The organism is Nostoc punctiforme PCC 73102, assembly GCF_000020025.1.
GTDB classification, from domain to species: domain Bacteria; phylum Cyanobacteriota; class Cyanobacteriia; order Cyanobacteriales; family Nostocaceae; genus Nostoc; species Nostoc punctiforme.
Map to the genome: position 1 here is coordinate 1,698,261 of NC_010628.1, position 19,467 is coordinate 1,717,727.

The window sequence follows — 19,467 nt, forward strand, 5'->3', positions numbered from 1 at the left end:
GCAATGTTCATCCCAACATTGCCTGGCATTTCTTAGATCCTCAATGTCATTAAATAGAATTTATTTAGAAGTGTCTAATGCAATTTGCTTAAGTTGCACCTTCAGACCGTTTTCTGGGCGTAAGGTTATTGAAGGCTGTGGCACGATTGGATATCCTGGGACTAAATCTATTTGGAAGCGTTGAGCGATAGTTGCCAATAACAAAGCCGCTTCCATCTGAGCAAAACCTTTACCAATACAAATTCTTGGCCCATCCCCAAAGGGTATATATACTCCTTTAGGTAGCTGCTTTTCAAACTCCTGTGTCCACCTTTCTGGTTGAAAAGCTTCAGGATTCTCAAAATACTTTGGATGACGGTGCATTACCCATTGGCTAATCATGATTGCCATGCCTTGAGGAATTTCGTAATCACCAATCTGAGTATCTACTGCTGCTTCTCGCCCCATGAGAGGTACTGGAGGATATAACCGCATTGATTCTTTGATAATTTGTTGTGTATAAACCAACTGCCCAAGGTCTTCGAGAGTTGGTAACTTCCCTTGCAGAACTTGATTTAACTCTGATTCTAATTTTTCACGCACTCCGGGGTTTTGTGCCAAGAGCATCCATGTCCAGGATAAAGTATTTGCAGTTGTTTCATGCCCTGCCAACATTAAGGTGGCGACTTCATCCCGTAGCAATTTATCATCCATCTGTTGAAGAGTTTGTTCGTCTTTCGCTTCCATTAGCATTGTCAACAAATCATTAGTTTTTTCCCCACCGTTGCGACGCTCTTGAATGAGTTTATAAATAGCTTCATCCATTTGGGCAATAGCATCACGATAACGAATGTTTTCAGGTCTTGGGAACCACTCCCATACCAGAAAATTCTGCCGTCGCTTACTTTCAAACCACTGCATTGCCACATCTAGCGCATCGGCAACAACTTTTGCTTCCCCTGCATCTATATCATCGCTAAATATGCACTTCATAACTATTTGTAGTGTTAAGCGCATCATATCTTCATGAATGTCATGAGTTTCACCATCGTGCCAAGTTTGAACCATTCGGTTGGTGTACTCAACCATTGTTTGGCTATATCCATTAATCCGTTTTTGGTGAAATACTGGTTGGGCAAGACGACGTTGCCAAAACCAGGATTCTCCTTCTGCGCTTAATAACCCTTCTCCTAGTAAACTTTTTAAGGCACGTAAGCCTCGGCTTTTAATAAAATCGTTGCGATTTTTGAGAACTTCTTCTATATATTCAGGATTAATTATTAAACAACTAGGTGTTAACCCTAACTGTAAGGGAACAATATCACCATAGTCACGACAACGGGTAAGAAATCCTAATGGGTCTTGTCCGAGTTCAAATAAATGTCCAACGATAGAGTTTACCGACGGTGCTGGTAACTCGAATACATCGGCAACCATAGCAAAAACCCTCTCTTTTTATGTGTATTCAAGAACATTAATTCACTGTTGATATTCAATCTTCATCACATAGAGAGATTTTCTGCTTAAATACGCTTTGTTACTTACTAAACCAAAAAGTTTTATAATTGCTTAGGCACAAGCCAAAAAAGATACCATCACTCATAGCCCAGATTCACGCTACACAACAATAAACTCGAAACACGGCTAGGTAATATCTTTTTTGTAGTCTCCCCTTACTGTTGTAAAGTTCATGTAAAGTCAAAGTTTTGAACACTCTGGTTTTGAAGTTTTAGGACAAGCCTAAAGGTGACACAAATATGAATACGATCGCAACGAAAGATGGCACGCAGATATATTACAAAGACTGGGCACAAGACAACCCGTAGTTTTCAGTCATGGTTGGCCGCTCAATGCTGATGCTTGGGATGAGCAACTAGTTTTAGTAGCAGATAACGGCGATCGCTCATGACCGTTGTGGACATGGGCGGTCAAGCCAACCTTGGAACGGCAATGATATGGATACCTACGCGGACAACCTCAAGAAGTTCGGCGTGCCAACGCTGATCGTTCACGGTGACGACGACCAAATTGTGCCGATCGCTAACTCAGCTCTCCTCGCAGATTGTCAAGGGAGCGATTCTAAAGGTCTATCCGGGCGCAGACCACGGATTGTCCAGCACGCATCGAGAGCAATTTAACACCGATTTGCTGGCATTCCTCAAGACCTAAACTCAATTGCCATTTTCGCTAGAAACGTAGCAAAAATAGCGTTTCTAGCAGATGTTCCCTTATTTCTGCCAAAAGATAGGCGACAATTTCGAGGGTAGCGATCGCATTTACTAAAGCGTATCTATGGTATAGCAGAACTACCTAATAAAAAACTGTAGAAGATTTAGGATAGATATGGAAACCTTACGGCTCCATGTATCAAATTGCTTGTTCAATGCTGAATTGGTTAAAAAGTGAAATGGTTTGGATATTTCTTACATTGAATGGCAAATATTATATCATTATATTTGGGAAAATTAGATATTAATTGAGTCAATCTTTTATGGCACGTTAACGCTATACAAAATAGTAATATAGATTAAAAAACATAAATTATTGTAAATTCCTATGGCGGACATAAATGGTAATTGGTTAGGAACTTACTGGCAAGATGAAATGCCAAGTCTATTTGAAGCAACTTTTGTGCAGAGTGGGAATGTTTTCAATGGTTCTATTTTGGATGATAACTATTTAGGAGAAGCGACTGTTAGCGGTGAGATAATTGGGCGTAATATCAGCTTTACAAAGCTTTATTTAATAACTTCACCTTCACCAGTTACATACACAGGCACAGTCTCAGAAGACGAAGATTATATGCAAGGAAAGTGGAGCATTGGCTCTCGCTACTCTGGCTTATGGGAGGCGCGACGACATGGAGAGAATTTGATTGTAGATTTACAAACTCGGCTGGAGATGCAAACTCTATTAACAACTTCAAAAAACCCATAAGTAAAATAGAGTAGAAAGCAGCCTTAGATATTCATAATTTGTGTAGGAGGACAATAGGAAATAGGAAATAGGCAATAGGCCTCTTTGAGCTATACTAACTTTTTTCAAGAATCAAATATGAGTCTTAATTATGTATATCATTGGCTAGTTGCTGATGTGTTTGATGATAATGGACAAGTCACTAACCACAAATAAATACTGGTAGAAATGGCGTGGTATTGAGAGTGGGGGCGAGTGTTGAAATATGCCAACAGTTGAAGTGGGTTAAGCGAAGGGGTTCCTGTAGGTCTTACTACTGATTCTAAAGTTAACAAAAATTAGAATGCACAAATGCTCAAATCTGAAAAACTTTGTCAGAGTAGAAATAAGGGTTTTGACATTTACCTATGTGCAATTAAATGACTCAAATATTTGAAGGTGCAACGAAAACAGACGATTATATCCGTGTTGCTCAACTTGCAGAAGTTCAGGCAGCAGGCAGTTTATTAGTCCACAAGCAAAAGCATACCATTGCTTTGTTTTACTCAAACAATACAGTTTACGCAATTGATAACCGTTGTCCTCACATGGGCTTTCCCTTACAAGGGAGCACTTGCAAAGATGGTATTGTTACCTGTCCTTGGCATTATGCCCGTTTTGACCTTGCTAGTGGTGGAACATTTGACTCCTGGGCAGATGATGTTCCTTGTTTCCCAGTAGAAATCCGTGATGGTGAAGTTTGGGTAAATTTAGCGCCACTAGTTAACCCTCATAGCCACCATTCCCAACGTCTGCAAGACGGTTTAGAGCAGAATATTTCTTTAGTGATTGCGAAATCAACGCTTGCACTCTTAGATATAGGGGTGAATCCGGTAGAACCATTTCTCATGGGGCTAGAATTTGGCACTCGTTATAACAAAGCAGGTTGGAGTACAGGTTTGACTATCCATACCTGCATGATGAATCTACTACCTTATCTTGATGTAGAAGACAAACCCCGTGCTTTATTCCACGGACTATCAGCAGTGGCTAATGATAGTGCGGGTGCGCCACCAGAGTTTGTTGTTCATCCACTACCCAACTCGAAAGTAGATTTTGCGACTCTCAAAAACTGGTTCCGCCAATTTATTCAGGTACGGGATGCTGAAGCGGCACAAAGATGTTTAGTATCTGCTATTCGTTCAGGAGCTGATTCAAAGCAAATAGCAGATATGCTGTTCTCTGCTGCTACGGATCGTCGCTATCTTGATGTTGGGCATACGCTTGATTTTATCAATAAAGCATTAGAAGCGCTTGATGCTATAGCTTGGCAAGCAGCAGAATCAATTCTGGCTAGCCTAGTTTCGGGTTTAGCCACTGCCTCTCGAATGGAAGAATCCAATTCTTGGCGCTACCCTGTAGATTTGGTGGCAATATTAGAGTCGGCATTTGAGCAATTACCAACTGTATTAAGTGTGGGAAAATCTCGACAAGGAAGTTGGTCACAAGGAGATGAACTAGTACCAATTTTACTGGGTGAAGACCCACAAGCGATCGCAGACTCGCTGTTAAATGCACTGGAGGCAGGTTGTACTGAAGAACAATTAGCTGGTGTCGTTACTTATGCAGCAGCATTACGAGTAGCTCGTTTCCACACCAATAATGATTTTGGAGATTGGAATTCAGCCCACCATCCGTTCACATTTGCAAATGCCGTACATCAAGCTTTACGAAGAGTACCAACAGTCGAAGTACTAAGAGGTGTGTTTGATGCAGCGATGAGTGTGTATTTAAATCGTTTTTTGAATGTCCCACCAGCACGCTTGCCAGAACCTAAAGACACTGTGGAAAATCCCGAACAATTACTCCAGCAGCTACCAGATTTATTAAACCGTCAGCAGCAAGTAAACCAGACAGGGCAATTAGTTGCTAATTATTTATACAGTGGTGGTAGTGCTGAAAGACTGATGGCAAAACTGGGTAAATTGATGCTGCGAGAAAACCGTGATTTTCATGTGATTCAAGAAATAGAAGCTGCTTTTCGTCAGTATTCTTTCCTCGGTCAAACTTCGGCTGGAATTCATATACTAGTGGCTGCATCTCGGTATTTAGCCGCTCATTCTCCGACAATGCGATCTCAAGGACAAACTTATCAAATTGTGGAACGTTTACATCAGGGCGCTCGCTTATTTGAGGAATCGTGACTGAAATTTAGATGCGTTTGCTTTGTGTGATAGTAGAATCAACGCAAATCTACATATTGACCTAAATCTTTATCCCTGAGAACTTGTCCCATTTTCTGATACTCCCGACGTAGCGCTCGAATTAAATGTACCATCTCAATTACTCCCCCATCATCTGCCGCTAAAAAAGCTGCTGTTAGCGCAATATAGCGAATATTAGCCCCTGTAATCTCAAAATTTTGTGCCAATAATTCTAAATCAAGATTGGGACTACAGGGGGCATTTTTGGGAAAAATTCTTTGCCAAATTGAATGACGATTCTTTGTATCTGGTAAGGTAAATTCGATAATAAATCGGAGTCGCCGCTCAAAAGCTTCGTCTATATTGTTACGGAGATTTGTAGTTAAAATTGCAATACCTTCATACTCTTCCATTTTTTGCAACAGATAACCTACTTCGATATTGGCGTAGCGATCGCGGGCATCTTGCACTTCAGAACGTTTACCAAATAAGGCATCGGCTTCATCGAAAAAAAGGATGGCATTAGAATTGGTTGCAGCAGTAAAAATGCGATTGAGATTTTTCTCTGTCTCGCCGATGTATTTACTAACTATTTGAGATAAATCAATTTTGTAAAGGTCTAATTGCAGTTGATGGGCAATCACCTCTGCTGCCATAGTTTTACCTGTACCGGAAGAACCAGAAAACAGAACATTTAAACCTTTACCTAAAGATAATTTATCTGCAAAACCCCATTTTTGATGTACTAAATTTCGGTATTCTGCTTCTTTGCAAATATCTTTTAGTTGTGTTATTTGGTTGGGGTGCAATACAATATCATCCCAAGTATATTTCGGTTCTATTTTACGGGCGAGGGTAGCTAAATCGTGACCTGATTGAGCGCGAGCAGCACTACATAAGTTTAAAAATGACGGTAGTGGTTTTTCTTGAGTTGAGTCAATTTGTTGCCAACGGGCAGTATTATAGGCAGTAGCGACAGCATCCGCAATCTGGTCTGGAGTGAGAAGAAAGCGATCGCACAACACATCTAACTCTCTATCTTCAAGAGTTATATGGGCTGCTTTGAGGTGAGTTTGCCAACATTCTCGGCGTTGACTAGACTCAGGAACTGTAAAGGGAACTGTAATTAACCCGGTTGCACCCGTCGCTGTGGGTATCCAATTTTTCACTCCTGAGAGAATAGTAATACCTATATTTTTCTCTAATTCTCTGAGAAAGGATTGATAAAGAATTTGATGCTCTTGAAGGTAGAGAATATCGAAGTTATCGAGATACAGCAAACGATTAAAAAACCAGGCTTCTCGCCATAAAAGTTGCAGTTTTTCCTCAAAGTTGGCTTTATCCTCTACCAACTTTGCTAAATCGACAACTAATAAGGGAACTTCCAAAGTTTTAGCAAGAATTTGGGCAGTGCGGCGTTTACCAGTGCGTAGGCGCAGCCCGCCGCAGGCATCAGTCCCTTGAAAATATAGCAGTAATGGTTGTTGTTTTTGCCAGTCTTCTATCAGCAATGCTTCTAGTGCTGTCTGTACATCTGCCTTGAGATATAAAGTATCGAAATATATAGTTGGTTCTAATAGTTGACAACAAGAAGTGAGGCGGGAATCTAACCCCGGTTGATGCAATAGCAACCTTACCACTTGGGAGTCGAGTATTAGATGATGAGAAAGAAGTGTAGATTGCTGCTGATGAGATTCTGGACAGAGATGGAGAAGACGGTGGTAAATTAGGGGTGAGTTAGTAGTAAAATGCTTACGTCGTGATAGCTTTTCTGGAACGCTAGAACAGAGCAAGTTTAAGACCATATCTACTGTGGGTTTTTTGTTACTCATATCATCTTGGAGATAAGCATAAACCCGTTCATAGTGACGATCTAATTCTGGTGCAAGAGCGATCGCTAATATATCTAAGTCAAAGCTAGATAAACTAAAAGTATTTTGCAACCATGCTAAGAGCGAATCTGACCGAATTGTAATTGATGTTGGCTCTGATGATATTTCGGTCTTTTGCAACCATGATACTCCGATTTCTCCCTCTGCTTTTTCCTGGGTTTGCAGAGTGAAAATCGCTTGTTTAATTAGCCAATCTAATCGTTGCAACATAGATTGCAACCCATTTAAATCAGGACTAATTTCTACGGCTTGGGAGATAGGTTTGGTAAATATCTGCGCTTCTGCTGCTGTTGAATACACTGGATATTCCTTGAGTGAGCAGTATATGGAAATGGAGCAGAGATTGTGGACGTTAGCAACGCCTACTGTAGGCATCGCACTATCCTAAATATTTTTTTCAATCTCCTTTATTACTTTCGCTAAAATGGCGATCGCACTACAATAACTTTCTTTTATATTTGATCGGCTATTTCTTTTACCAAAGCAGCAGGTATCTCTACTGTCATTGTAGTTGCCTTTTTTAATGTTTCTATATACGTTGGGATATCGACTTCTAGCCCAAAGTTTTCTACTCCAGCATTTCGCTTCACACTCCCTTTTGATGAGATAAAGTTAATAGACGATCCTTTGCGAGTGTTTAATATTGCCTCCATATGCTTTTTGTGTTCTCGATCAAATGTCTCGTTCCATTCACTAACATTTGCTTTTTTGGCACTCTCGTAGCTTCTTTTGTCAAAAAACCCTAAACTTTCTACATATTGTTTTTCCTTAGCTTTGCGCCTTTTTTCTATTTTGGTAGCTTCACTATGTGTATCTGTGTCCCCTATTTTTTCACTCAGCAGCTTCACCATACTCTTGATGACTGCACCACCCCCCATTGGCAATACAACTATGCCGTCTTCCTCTAGATGGTTTTGTGCAACAATTTTCAGAGCGAAAGGAATCAAAGCTGTAAGCAATCCTCCACGAGCATCCTGTGTTGCATCAGTGTGGAGGACAGTATAACCATCTGTAGGAGGTTCTATTTTCACCTCTCCAAGCCATACCGAACCTTTGAAAGTTACGTCTTTTCGTGCTTCAACATAATGATATTTTTTGTCTTGAGAGTAGATAATTTTTACTCCTCCCTCCTCTTTTAGCACTTTTATTTCAGTCCTATTATCCTTGCTGGTATCTTCCGCTCCTCCGCGTTGGATGACACCCTGGGGTGCTTTTGACATGAGATAATTTTTAGCTTGGAGAAACTTATCTGCCTCTCCCCAATTGTCATGTTTTTGGGTAACAGCAGGCTGCACCGCACCGCCATTCTGCTGCACCACATGGGTCAATTCATGGGCAATCAACTCCTGTCCCCCTCTACTCCCTGGCTGATATTCACCCTGTCGGAAGAACACATCCTGCCCTGTGGTAAACGCCTTCGCTTGAATTGATTGATTCAACTGATGAGCCTGAGCATCTGTATGTACCCTTACCCCACTAAAATCTGTTCCCATCGCTTGCCCCATTGACTGTTGCAGATTGGCATCCAAAGACTGTCCACCACCTCTAGCACTATTAATAGAGTCTGCCAAATCCGTTGATGCTTCACCTCCAGGAATAGCTTCTCGGCGCTGCACCATCTCTGGTAACTGCTTTAGTTGCAATTCTTCTTCATCTGTTTGCTGGCGTTGTAAAGTATTAGTTTGTATTGGCGCTGAATCTTCCTTTGGCAGTGCATTCGTTTGTGGTGTGTTGATCTTCTGCACCACATCCTTGGCTACTCGATCCGCTTCTTGCTCATACTTATCCCCCGCTTCCCCTATTGTCAGCTTCGCCTGAATAGGTGCGCCAACTTCCCCAGAATTACCCCAAAGTTGCGCGGAAATCCCTTGGAATTCAGGTATCCACGGCGTTTGCTTCCCTGCCAAAATCTCTCGCGTTGACCTTGAACCGATCGCACTCTCTAACTCCTGTCTCTCATTCCCACTCACACTATTTGGGTCTTGTTGTACTCTCTGCACAACTGAAGACAATGACCCATAACTGCGACTAGGGGCAATCTTTTTACTTATTGGCGTTGATGGCAGTGAGGGTACAACTTTTTGAAATATTTGTTTTTGGTACATGGTTCATCTCCGGCATTCGGTTAGGGATTGCTATAAAAAATAGTGATGACACATACTTAAGTGTTTATGCTGGTTATAAATTTTAGGTGTTTATTCTATATCGTAGTAGTAGACTAAATTATTACATTTTTATTCTAAAACACGGAGCAAAGCCCAACCCAGTTTTGAACGTCGCAGCAAGATTCTGCAACGTTAAGTTCCTTATTTTAAATTTAATCAATCGATTTTAGCAGACTTTTCCTAAATTACAATTTTTGCAAATATTACTAATAGTTACAAGAATATTGACATTAACTAATGTATATTTTATTCATAAGGCTAGTAACTGGCTGTATTATTTTCAACTATCAGTTATTTTCTTTCATAAGCTTTCAAAATGAACAGTGTCATAAAACGAACATTGTTTAGATTATGTTAGATGGTCTAGACACTACCTTAGAATTGCTACTGAAGCGAGAACTTCCACCTGATGTTCCTTCAGGAGACACAGAGGTGTTTATCAGTTTTCAGACCCCTTATCAAGGAGCAATTAAACAAAAACCAGCGATTAATTTATTTCTTTATGATGTACAGGAGAATCTGGAGTTACGCAGCAGTGCTTGGTCAGTGGAACGCCAAACTAATGGCAGAGCAATTAGAAAACGTCCCCCAGCTAGGGTAGATTGTTCATATCTAATTACTGCTTGGCCACAAAATGAAGAGGATGTCCAGACAGAACATCAACTTTTAGGAGCAGTGATGAAGGTGTTGCTGCGACATCGAAAACTCTCCGAACCCTTGATTGCAGATAACTTAGAAGGACAAGAACTTCCTTTAAGACTAATTAGTTTACGTCCCAGTAACTTACAAAGTTTTGGGGAATTTTGGCAAGCAATGGGGGGGAAGGAAGGAACTAGACCCAAGGTTGTCTTGCATTGTACTGTTACCATCTCCGTTCCTGTGGATGAAGCAGGAGAAGAAGCGAGACTGGTGGGAGTTCATCAACCAAACTCTTAGTTTCAGGAGTAGCGATGCTCGAACTATCTATAGTTAACCAACAAATAGCGATCGCAGGTAAAGTTTTGCAAGGAGAAACCCAAAAGAATATTTCTGGTGCAATAGTTGCAATTATTGAGATGCCAGAAAAATTTCGAGCCATTTTATCTCTAAAAGCACTGCAATACGGTTCGCAATGGGAAAAAATGTCTGAGCGGCCTGACCGCAAAATTACCAGCAATGATGGTTATTTTTACTTTACCAATTTACCCTCTGGGGAATATCTTCTAGAAGCATCGTTACCTACCAGCCCAACTCGATACAACGAAGTCAGAACAAAAGTTCAAGTATCTTCCCCTATCAATGGCAAAATTTCCACAACGATGGCGGATATTGTGCTTTCGCCCACGGGAATTAAAGGAAAAATTACTGATGTAACCGATCCAAAAAAGTTGATTACAAATGCCAAAGTACAGATTCAAGATAGCGGAGATACTACCATTAGTGACCAACAAGGTAATTATCATTTAATCGGATTAGAATCTCCAAAATTTGGTGAGCGTAACATCACCGTGATTGTCTCTGCAACAGGTTATCAACAAGTTTTACAGCAACTCAATATTCAGCGCGGCCAAGTAATTGCGGAGCAGAGTTTTGCTCTAAAACCCAAATAAATACTCATTTTTTTTAGGATAAGTAAATAGGCACAATAATCAACTATATGAGGAAAAATAAACTAAGCTAAAACTCTTATGCCTATTGCCTATTCCCTATTTACCTTCTTACTTATATCAAGGAGCTAATTAAATGCCAACCTATCTTTCTCCAGGTGTTTACGTCGAAGAAATAGCTTCGGGTTCTGCTCCAATTGTCGGAGTTGGAACCAGTATTGCTGCTTTTATTGGCACGATTAAAGCCAATGCTTGGTCATCAACTAATATTAGCAAGACCTCAATTAAGTCTGTGGGTAGCCCTACAAGCCCAGTTGATATTGGTGAGGGTAAAGGTGGAAACCAAAAAAATTATCCCTTATTGTCAGGAGATTATCCACTAGTAACCACAGTGGGGACTTATGGCTTCTTCGTTGGTGGGAGTCCTGTTAATTTAGATGATACAAACCCTATTACTAATAGCGATGCAGAAAAATCTGCAACCGTAAAATTTCAAGATGCAATTCCTTCAGGGGAAAAAATTACCGGATATTACCAAGTTCAACTACCTGTAATAGTAATTCCCAGCGATCCTAACATCGCTCAAGAAGGGGAAATTAAATTAATCACAAACTTTAGTGAATTTAAGAAATTCTTTGGTGACTTTTTACCACCTACTGGCGATACCCAAGGACAAAACACCTTAGCTCATGCAGTTTATGGCTTTTTCAGAAATGGTGGAACTCGTTGTTATGTCACCTGGATATCTGAAGAAAATAAACTTGCTGGTGTTTTAGATGCGTTTGAAGCTATTGATGAAATTACTATAGTCGCTGCACCAGGAAATTTAGCCCTCAGAGATGATATCAAAGACCATGCAGAAAAACTTGGCGATCGCATTGCGATTCTCGATAGTCTAGATACCATCGACCTTAGCAGCACAGGAGTTGTGAATACCCTTAAACCCTTCAACTCTGCCTATGCAGCTTTGTATTTCCCGTGGATTCAAGTTTTCGATCCTGCGAGTAATAGCAATATTTTTATTCCACCAAGCGGTCATATTGCAGGAGTTTATGCACGGGTTGATGGACAAAGGGGAGTACACAAAGCCCCTGCCAATGAAACTATTTTGGGAGCTTTAGATTTAAAATATAATCTCAGCAAAGCCAAACAAGATGGGCTTAATCCCGATGGAATTAACGTTATTCGCAAATTAAACGGGAATATCCGCGTTTGGGGTGCGCGTACCTTGGGCGGAGATGCAAATACTGAGTTCAAATACGTCAATATTCGTCGGCACTTTAGTTACCTGCGAGACTCCATTGATAAAGGGACTCAATGGACAGTTTTTGAACCCAATACCCCCGAACTCTGGGCAAAAATCCGCCGCAATATCAGTGCTTTTTTATTGATAGAGTGGCGCAAAGGTGCATTATTTGGCACAACACCCCAAGAAGCTTTTTATGTGAAATGTGATGCCGAAACCAACCCCCCAGAAGTGCGGGATTTGGGTCAAGTTGTCACAGAGATTGGCATAGCAGTTGTGAAGCCGGCAGAATTCGTGATTTTCCGTCTGAGTCAGTGGACTGGGACGGGAACGTAGGGGATGGGGAATAGACAAATAGGCAATAGGCAATAGGCAATAGGCAATAGGCAAATTTTCTTACTCCCCACTGAAAATAATTACGAATGACAAATGACAAATGCCAACTTTAGAGCCAAAAATACCAGGTATCTCTTTAAACTATGTCGTTCCTACTCCAGAACCTGAGTTACTAACAGGTGTTCCGGTATTCTTTGGTCTGGTTACAGAGGAAGTGAAAGAAGCAAAAAAGCTAACCTTGGCGACGCATTTTCAGCAGTATTTTGGTCAAGCTAAGGGATATTTAGCAGATGCAATCAAAGGATTTTTTGAAAACGGAGGTCGTCTTTGTTATGTTATAGCCTTATCTAACAATACTCTTGAAGCTCTGCAACAAGGTTTAGAGACAAGCGAAGTCTTAGAAAATATTGATTTGATTTGTGTTCCCGACATCATGCTTGGTTCAGATGGGGAAGTTATTCAGATGCAGCAAGCTATTTTAAAACATTGCGAGCAGATGGGCGATCGCTTTGCCATTCTTGATGCTTTGAATGATATAGGAAAACTAAATGAGCAACGCAAACGAATTTCTAGTCAAAACGGAGCATTATACGCACCTTGGCTAAAAGTAGAATTTCGCGTCGATCCTATTCCTGCCTGTGGTCATATTGCAGGAATATATGCAAGTTGCGATCGCACAGTCGGGGTACATGGCGCACCTGCTAATATTCCACTTGCAGGGGTACTGGATCTCAGTTTTTCCCTAACTCCCACAGATCAAGAACAGCTGAATCCAAAAAACGAAGCGGGAGTCAATTGTATCCGTAGCTTCCAAGGACGAGGTATGCGAGTGTGGGGAGTACGTACCCTCAGCCCCATCCCAGAATGGCAATATGTCAACGTGCGTCGCTTATTTCTCACCTTTGGACGCTGGGTGAATCGTAATTTAGCCGATACAGTGTTTGAACCAAATGCTTTTCCTTTATGGGTGCGACTGCAAAGGGAATTAAGCATTTATTGTGAATCTTTATGGCGACAAGGCGCTATCCAAGGTGCTTTGCCACAAGAGGCATTCTATGTCAAATGTGATGCTGAAACGAATCCCCCTGAAAATCGAGAAATGGGACAAGTAATAGCAGAAATAGGTTTAGCCCCCACTATTCCAGGGGAATTTATTCAACTTTTAGTTGTTCAAAGTAGTAGCGGAATTACACTTACTTAATTCAAATTTATTACAGGAGGTTCTTTTATGCCTACGATTTCTAACCCCCATGACCCATACAGTGGTTATAATTTCTGGGTGGAATGGGATGGTATTGTTCATGCTGGGTTTCGTGAATGTAGTGGTTTGACAGCGACTCGCAAAGCAGGAACTTATCGAGAAGGAACAGATAAAGCATTAAGCCAACGTCAAATTCCCGGTCTTAATACTTATGGTAACATTACCCTAAAACGAGGAGTTACCGATAACAAAGAACTGTGGGAATGGCATAAAAAATTACAGAATGGTGAGACAGATAGACGTAATCTTTCCATTATTTTGGCTAACGATCAAGGAGAAGAAAAAATTCGCTGGAATTTAGAAAATAGCTGGCCTACTATTTGGAATGCTCCAGGTTTTAATGCCACCTCAGACGAGGTAGCGATAGAAACTCTCGAACTAGTTCATGAAGGTATTACCATTGGTTAATATTTCCTTTCAGTAAAATCATGCAGCAAACTGAATTTCCTTTTATCTTGCCTCAAGGATATCTCGACTCGGAAGGTAACACTCACCGCGAAGGCATTATGCGCCTTTCAACTGCCTATGATGAAATTGCCCCCATCCGAGATCCAAGAGTGCAGAAAAATCCTGGTTATTTGGTGATTATTCTCTTAGCAAGGACGATAGTCCAACTAGGAACATTAGACCAAATTAATACCAAAATAATTGAGGGTTTATTTTCAGGAGATTTAGTCTATTTACAGGATTTTTATCAAAGGATTAACCAAAACGGTCATAGTCGTTTGCGGGTAGCGTGTCCCCATTGTGATGGAGAGTTTGAAGTGGAAACTATTCCCGTGGGGGAGTAGTTTGCTACCCCACAGAACGACTGCTGGAGGAGGTAGCTTACCTTGCCTACAATTTTCATTGGTCTTACGAACAGATTATGACAATGGAACACCGAGAACGTCAACAGTGGGTAACGCAGGTAGCACAAATTAATCAGCGACTTAGCGATTGAGCAAGAAAGAAATGAATCCCAAACTTATCGCACTAAATGCAGCTTTAGCCGCAGGTTCAACAGCCAGTTTATTGGGACACGATCCCTACATGGCTTATAACTTTGCTGTTGAAATTGGAGGAGTTGTTGTTGGTGGTTTTAGTGAAGCTAGCGGTTTAAGTAGTGAAATTGAGTTGGAATCTTATCAGGAAGGAGGCTTAAACGATTTTGTTCATAAATTTCCCAAACATACTACTTATCCAAATTTGGTTTTGAGTCGAGGATTAGTAAATATTGATTTGTTTTATATTTGGTATAAAGCAACTAGCCAAGGGTGGATTGAGCAGTTAAACGGTACGATTCTTTTACTTAATAGTCAGCAAATTCCGGTAATGTGGTGGACGTTTAAAAAAGCATATCCCGTCAAGTGGGAAGGGCCAACCTTTAATGCTAGTAGTGACGCAATTGCTGTAGAAAAAATTGAACTAGTGCATCAAGGAATTTCTAAGTTATAGGAATTTAGAGGGAATAGGCAAATAGGCAATAGGTGATAGGTAAGGAGGTTCTTATAGTTGTACTCAGCTTTGTAAAAATTGCATAGGAGTTTTGTGTTGCATCATGGCAAATTTATCCAATTGGCAAGATTCACTGGATGAGGCGTTAGTAAATCGCCTGCATCGTCCCTTACGTCAACCGGGAATGATGAAAATGGCGATGGGTCAGCGCATTATTAATCGTTGCGATCGCTTTTTAAATCGTTTACCTCTTTTGACTCAACAAATGCAACGTTGGGGTAATACTAATAGCCTATCATCTGAGTCTATCCCCATTGTTTATGCACAGCCTGTTTCATTAGTAAAAGAACAAGAAGTAGAGAATAGAGTATATAATTTACCAACTGTCTCCCAAGTTGATCCTTCGGCTAATATAATTCAAAGAAAATTAGATTCTTCTCAATCTTTAGCAACTAAAACAGTTAATACTACTATCCCTGTCCAAAATATAACAGAATTCTCAAGCTCGGATGTTGCGGATGAAACAACCAAATCTTTAACTTTAGAAACACAAATTAATAAAACCTCTATATCTTCATCTGAGCTTCCAGTAGTTTCGCCAAAACCAATTGCTGAACAATTACCAAAAACAGCAAAAGTGACGTTAGGAGATTCCACAGGCTCGCAAGCATCTTTGCCTAATAGTGCTGAATCAAATCTCAATCATTCATCTCAACCGATTCTAGATACCACTTCTATCTTTTCATCGGAAATTCCCGTAGTTTTGCCACAACCCATCGCTGAAGAATTCCCAAAAACAGCAGAAATGGCGTTAGCAGATTTGATAGGCTCGCAAACATCTCTACCTAATAGCGCTGAATCAAATCTCAATCATGCATCTCAACCGATTGTAGATGCCAGTTTTATGTTTTCATCAGAAATTCCCGTAGTTTCGCCACAACCCATCGCTGATCAATCGCCAGATACAGGAGAAATACAGTCATCACAAGAATTTCCCAGCTTTACTGATACAACCCTACCTATTATTCAAGCAAAACTTCAGAATTATTCCAGACCACAGCCATCTCTTCCTATTGTTAATAATTTAAATAATTTAGCTAACCAACAAACGCAAGTAGATAATTACGCAGGCAATTTAAGCTTAATCAAGCACGAACCAAAACAACTTCCTATCGTCACGGCTCAACCTCTAAGTCCTCAAGCTAATTTGCCTCAGCAGGAAATATCATTTGCTATCAATTCGCTAACTTCTCAAAATAAATCTGGAAAGTTCCTCAACACACAACCTATTACTGTTTCTACCTCACAAATTAATCAAACTAATCACAAGCAAAATATATCTTCCCTTCCCCTTGTCTCTGTAACTTCTACAAGTAACCCATCCTTAAAAGCTCAATCTTTGCCTTTAGCCGGAGCTAAAACTACCCCATCATCAAGGAGTAATAGCCAGCAATCAAACCTATCAAACCACAATTTAATATCAAATATTGATTCTTCATCACCTCCTATAACTTTTGCCAGTCCTGTATCACCAATAGCAACTCAATCCAATATTGACGTTGATGCTATAGCGAGTCAAGTTGAACGCAAACTAATGCGACGGTTAGTCATTGAAAGTGAACGCAGAGGGAAAAATCGATGGCACTAGAGAAATTAACTATCAAGGCCGAAAAAAATAACCCAGGAGATTTTGCTGATAAATTTAAAGTTCTTTTTAACCCTAATCAAGTGGAAATTGTCAAAACAGGCTGGTCAATGGGAAACTATGGCCCAGTTGCATCTAAAGAATTAACTCAACTCAGTCTTGATTTGTTCTTTGACACCACGCTGATGGGATTTCCCCCAGAAAATGTCCAAAACTATACCCGCAAAATTTTTAGTTTGACTCAGTCTCGCATTGGCAAAAATCCTAAACGTCCCCCTCGTTGTCAACTGATTTGGGGAACTATATCAGGTAAAGATAGCTTGTTATTACCTGATGGTTTTTTAGAAAGTGTCACTAAAAAACTTACTCATTTTCTCGAAGATGGTACGCCTGTCAGAGCAACTTTAAACTGTAAATTTAAGGAGTGGAAAGAACCAAAAAAAAAGGCAAAGATTGCTAATCCCATTGATGATCCTGTGAGAATTGTTAAACGAGGAGAAACTTTAAGTAGTATTGCCACTGAAGAATATGGCGATCCGGCTCTATGGCGTGTAATTGCAGCAGAAAATCGCTTAAACAATCCTCGGATGTTAAATCCTGGAACTGTGCTGACAATTCCTCCTTTGCGAATTACTAGCCTGACTCAGAGGAGTTAAATCATGCCAAATGATTCTTCATTATTAAATCCTAATGTCAAAATTTTGGTTCAAAATAAACCCCTAGCCGCAGAAATAGAAGCTGATTTAGTCTCAGTTTTAGTATCTGAGGATTTGGAAGCTCCTGGTATGTTCGAACTGCGATTGATTACTTGGGACTTATTAAAACAAGAAATGACATGGGTAGATGACAAATTATTTGATATTGGCAATAAAGTAGAAATTCAGATGGGATATGAACAAGAAATAAAAACCATTATGGTGGGAGAAATTACGGGATTAGAACCAGAATACACGCAGGATGTAGCACCTATATTAGTGGTGCGTGGTCATGATTTACGCCATCGTTTGTTGCGAGGCAGTCACACAAAATCCTTTCTAAAAATTAAGGATAGTGAAATTGTCAGTCAAATTGCTAGAACTAGAGGAATTACAGCAAAAGTTACTGATAGTAAAGTGAAGTTAGAATATATTTTGCAGCATAATCAAACAGATTGGGATTTTTTAAAAGAGAGAGCTAAACGTATTGGTTATGAAGTTGCAATGGAGCAAACAACTCTCTATTTTCGTCCCCATCAGAATGCTAAAGGTAAAGCTTTGACTTTAACTTATGGAGCAGATTTGCAAGAATTTTTGCCACGCTTAAGTACTATGAACCAGGTACAACAGGTAGAGGTAAAAGGTTGGATTTATCAAGAAAAAAATAAAAAAGAAGTCTCAGGTAAGGCAGAAGTAGGAAAAGAAGGTGGCACAATGGGAGGTTTAACTTCTGGGGTAAAAGCAGTCAGAAAAGCCTTTGGTGAATCAAGCCATACGATAGTAAATCAACCTGTGTCAAGTAAAGAAGAAGCCGATAGCATGGCATTGGGGCAGTTTCAGGATATGGCGATCGCTTACATTACCGGTGAAGGAACTTGTCAAGGTAATCCCAATTTACGCGCTGGGAAAGTAATTGAAATTCTTGGAATTGGTAAAAGATTTAGCGGTCTTTATTATATTAAAAGTGCGGAACATAGTTGTTACCCAAATCAGGGTTATAAAACTTCATTTACGGTAGGGAGAAATGCTACATGAACGGACTAGATGTTTTATTATCAAACAACCAAAATCATCATTTTTATGGTGTAACTATTGGTGTAGTCACTAATAACAAAGACCCAAAGAAGTTAGGAAGAGTCAAAGTAAAATTTCCTTGGCTATCTTCTGAAGAAGAAAGTTACTGGGCTAGAGTGGTAACTCTCATGGCAGGAAATGACCGGGGCATTTATTTTTTGCCTGAAGTTGATGATGAAGTTTTGGTTGCTTTTGAACAAGGTGATATGAATTTTCCTTACATTCTTGGTGCTTTATGGAATGGGAAAGATAAACCACCAATAACAAATGAAGATGGTAAAAATAATCAACGAGTCATTAAATCTCGAAGCGGTCACATGATTGTTTTAGATGATACTGAGGAAAACGAACAAATTATTATTCAAGACAAGACTGGTAAAAATAAAATTGTAATTAATTCTAAAGAAAATAAGATGAATATTCAAGTTGAAAAAGATTTAACTATTGAAACCAAAGGAAAAATTATCTTAAAAAGTAGCGATGATGATATCTCGATTGACTGTAAAAACTTGCAAATAAAAACTCAACAAAATTATCAATTAGAAGTAGGTGCAAATTGTACAATCAAAGCTAAATCTAAATATAAACTGGAAGCGCAATCTGGCTTAGGGATCAAATGTGCAGCCGGAGTGAAAATAAATGATGGTTCATTGGAAGTGATGTAATGGAGATTGATTTTTTAGGTGTGGGATGGGCTTTACCTGTCCAGCTTGATAAAAATGCTCAAATTGAGGTGGCGCGCTATGAAGATGTTGTGCGTCAATCAATTTGGATGATTCTCAGTACGGCCAAAGGAGAACGAGTAATGCGTCCTGATTTTGGCTGTGATATTCATGAAAAGGTTTTTTCTCCTAATAGTTTGGGAACGGTTGGACAAATTGTTAGTGATGTGCAAGATGCTTTAATAGAATGGGAGCCTCGCATTGATGTTTTAGATGTAGATACCATTCCCGATCCTAACCAACCGAATGTGATTTTAATTCAAATAAATTATCAAATTCGGACAACAAATAATATTTTTAATTTAGTTTATCCTTTTTATTTACAGTAAT

The 19,467-nt window shown here is 39.9% G+C and carries 18 protein-coding genes and 1 pseudogene; 16 read left to right on the forward strand and 3 right to left on the reverse strand.

Going from position 1 to position 19,467, the window contains the following annotated elements; genetic code table 11:
- Positions 1–60: 60 nt before the first annotated feature.
- Positions 61–1,416 (reverse strand): cytochrome P450, encoded by a 1,356-nt coding sequence (locus NPUN_RS07100; RefSeq protein ID WP_012408123.1) that lies wholly within the window; start codon positions 1,414–1,416, stop codon positions 61–63.
- Between the two features lie 320 nt (positions 1,417–1,736).
- Between NPUN_RS07100 and NPUN_RS44670 the strand changes: the two are divergent.
- From NPUN_RS44670 to NPUN_RS07115, 3 genes and pseudogenes are all read left to right on the forward strand, one after another.
- Positions 1,737–2,148, forward strand: a pseudogene (locus NPUN_RS44670) (alpha/beta fold hydrolase).
- Between the two features lie 387 nt (positions 2,149–2,535).
- On the forward strand, positions 2,536–2,916 hold the full coding sequence (locus NPUN_RS07110; RefSeq protein WP_012408124.1) for a hypothetical protein: 381 nt from the start codon (positions 2,536–2,538) through the stop codon (positions 2,914–2,916).
- Between the two features lie 398 nt (positions 2,917–3,314).
- A complete protein-coding gene (locus NPUN_RS07115) occupies positions 3,315–5,078 on the forward strand; it encodes a Rieske (2Fe-2S) protein (RefSeq protein WP_012408125.1) in 1,764 nt (587 codons plus the stop codon).
- Between the two features lie 38 nt (positions 5,079–5,116).
- Here the strand turns inward: NPUN_RS07115 and NPUN_RS07120 are convergent, their stop codons facing one another.
- Both NPUN_RS07120 and NPUN_RS37360 read right to left on the reverse strand, forming a co-directional pair.
- Positions 5,117–7,345 (reverse strand): ATP-binding protein, encoded by a 2,229-nt coding sequence (locus NPUN_RS07120; RefSeq protein WP_012408126.1) that lies wholly within the window; start codon positions 7,343–7,345, stop codon positions 5,117–5,119.
- Positions 7,346–7,422: 77 nt separating this feature from the next.
- Entirely contained in the window at positions 7,423–9,075 is a 1,653-nt protein-coding gene (locus NPUN_RS37360; protein WP_012408127.1) for an eCIS core domain-containing protein, read from the reverse strand.
- 411 nt (positions 9,076–9,486) lie between these two features.
- Here NPUN_RS37360 and NPUN_RS07130 point away from each other — a divergent pair, with 411 nt between their 5' ends.
- The 13 genes from NPUN_RS07130 to NPUN_RS07185 all read left to right on the forward strand — a co-directional run bounded on the left by NPUN_RS07130 (position 9,487) and on the right by NPUN_RS07185 (position 19,466).
- Positions 9,487–10,071, forward strand: a complete 585-nt coding sequence (locus NPUN_RS07130; RefSeq protein WP_012408128.1) for a Pvc16 family protein — start codon at positions 9,487–9,489, stop codon at positions 10,069–10,071.
- Positions 10,072–10,085: 14 nt separating this feature from the next.
- Entirely contained in the window at positions 10,086–10,724 is a 639-nt protein-coding gene (locus tag NPUN_RS07135) for a carboxypeptidase regulatory-like domain-containing protein (protein ID WP_012408129.1), read from the forward strand.
- A 133-nt stretch (positions 10,725–10,857) separates the two neighbouring features.
- On the forward strand, positions 10,858–12,303 hold the full coding sequence (locus tag NPUN_RS07140) for a phage tail sheath family protein (protein WP_012408130.1): 1,446 nt from the start codon (positions 10,858–10,860) through the stop codon (positions 12,301–12,303).
- A 100-nt stretch (positions 12,304–12,403) separates the two neighbouring features.
- Entirely contained in the window at positions 12,404–13,504 is a 1,101-nt protein-coding gene (locus NPUN_RS07145; RefSeq protein ID WP_012408131.1) for a phage tail sheath family protein, read from the forward strand.
- Positions 13,505–13,531: 27 nt separating this feature from the next.
- Positions 13,532–13,972 (forward strand): phage tail protein, encoded by a 441-nt coding sequence (locus NPUN_RS07150; RefSeq protein WP_012408132.1) that lies wholly within the window; start codon positions 13,532–13,534, stop codon positions 13,970–13,972.
- A gap of 20 nt (positions 13,973–13,992) precedes the next feature.
- A complete protein-coding gene (locus NPUN_RS07155) occupies positions 13,993–14,355 on the forward strand; it encodes a hypothetical protein (RefSeq protein ID WP_012408133.1) in 363 nt (120 codons plus the stop codon).
- A gap of 23 nt (positions 14,356–14,378) precedes the next feature.
- The gene (locus tag NPUN_RS44460; protein ID WP_336884946.1) at positions 14,379–14,507 is read left to right on the forward strand and encodes a DUF6760 family protein; all 129 of its coding nucleotides are present in this window, start codon (positions 14,379–14,381) and stop codon (positions 14,505–14,507) included.
- 11 nt (positions 14,508–14,518) lie between these two features.
- Positions 14,519–15,001, forward strand: a complete 483-nt coding sequence (locus tag NPUN_RS07160) for a phage tail protein (protein ID WP_012408134.1) — start codon at positions 14,519–14,521, stop codon at positions 14,999–15,001.
- A gap of 103 nt (positions 15,002–15,104) precedes the next feature.
- On the forward strand, positions 15,105–16,649 hold the full coding sequence (locus NPUN_RS07165; RefSeq protein ID WP_012408135.1) for a hypothetical protein: 1,545 nt from the start codon (positions 15,105–15,107) through the stop codon (positions 16,647–16,649).
- Positions 16,640–17,302: a CIS tube protein gene (locus NPUN_RS07170; protein ID WP_012408136.1), complete on the forward strand. Its 663-nt coding sequence runs from the start codon at positions 16,640–16,642 to the stop codon at positions 17,300–17,302. The genes NPUN_RS07165 and NPUN_RS07170 overlap by 10 nt, the downstream gene beginning before the upstream one ends.
- Before the next feature lie 3 nt (positions 17,303–17,305).
- Positions 17,306–18,376 (forward strand): phage late control D family protein, encoded by a 1,071-nt coding sequence (locus NPUN_RS07175; protein ID WP_012408137.1) that lies wholly within the window; start codon positions 17,306–17,308, stop codon positions 18,374–18,376.
- On the forward strand, positions 18,373–19,080 hold the full coding sequence (locus NPUN_RS07180; RefSeq protein WP_012408138.1) for a phage baseplate assembly protein V: 708 nt from the start codon (positions 18,373–18,375) through the stop codon (positions 19,078–19,080). Before NPUN_RS07175 ends, NPUN_RS07180 begins: the two co-directional genes overlap by 4 nt.
- Complete coding sequence (locus NPUN_RS07185) at positions 19,080–19,466, forward strand: GPW/gp25 family protein (protein ID WP_012408139.1); 387 nt, start codon at positions 19,080–19,082, stop codon at positions 19,464–19,466. Before NPUN_RS07180 ends, NPUN_RS07185 begins: the two co-directional genes overlap by 1 nt.
- Position 19,467: the final 1 nt, after the last annotated feature.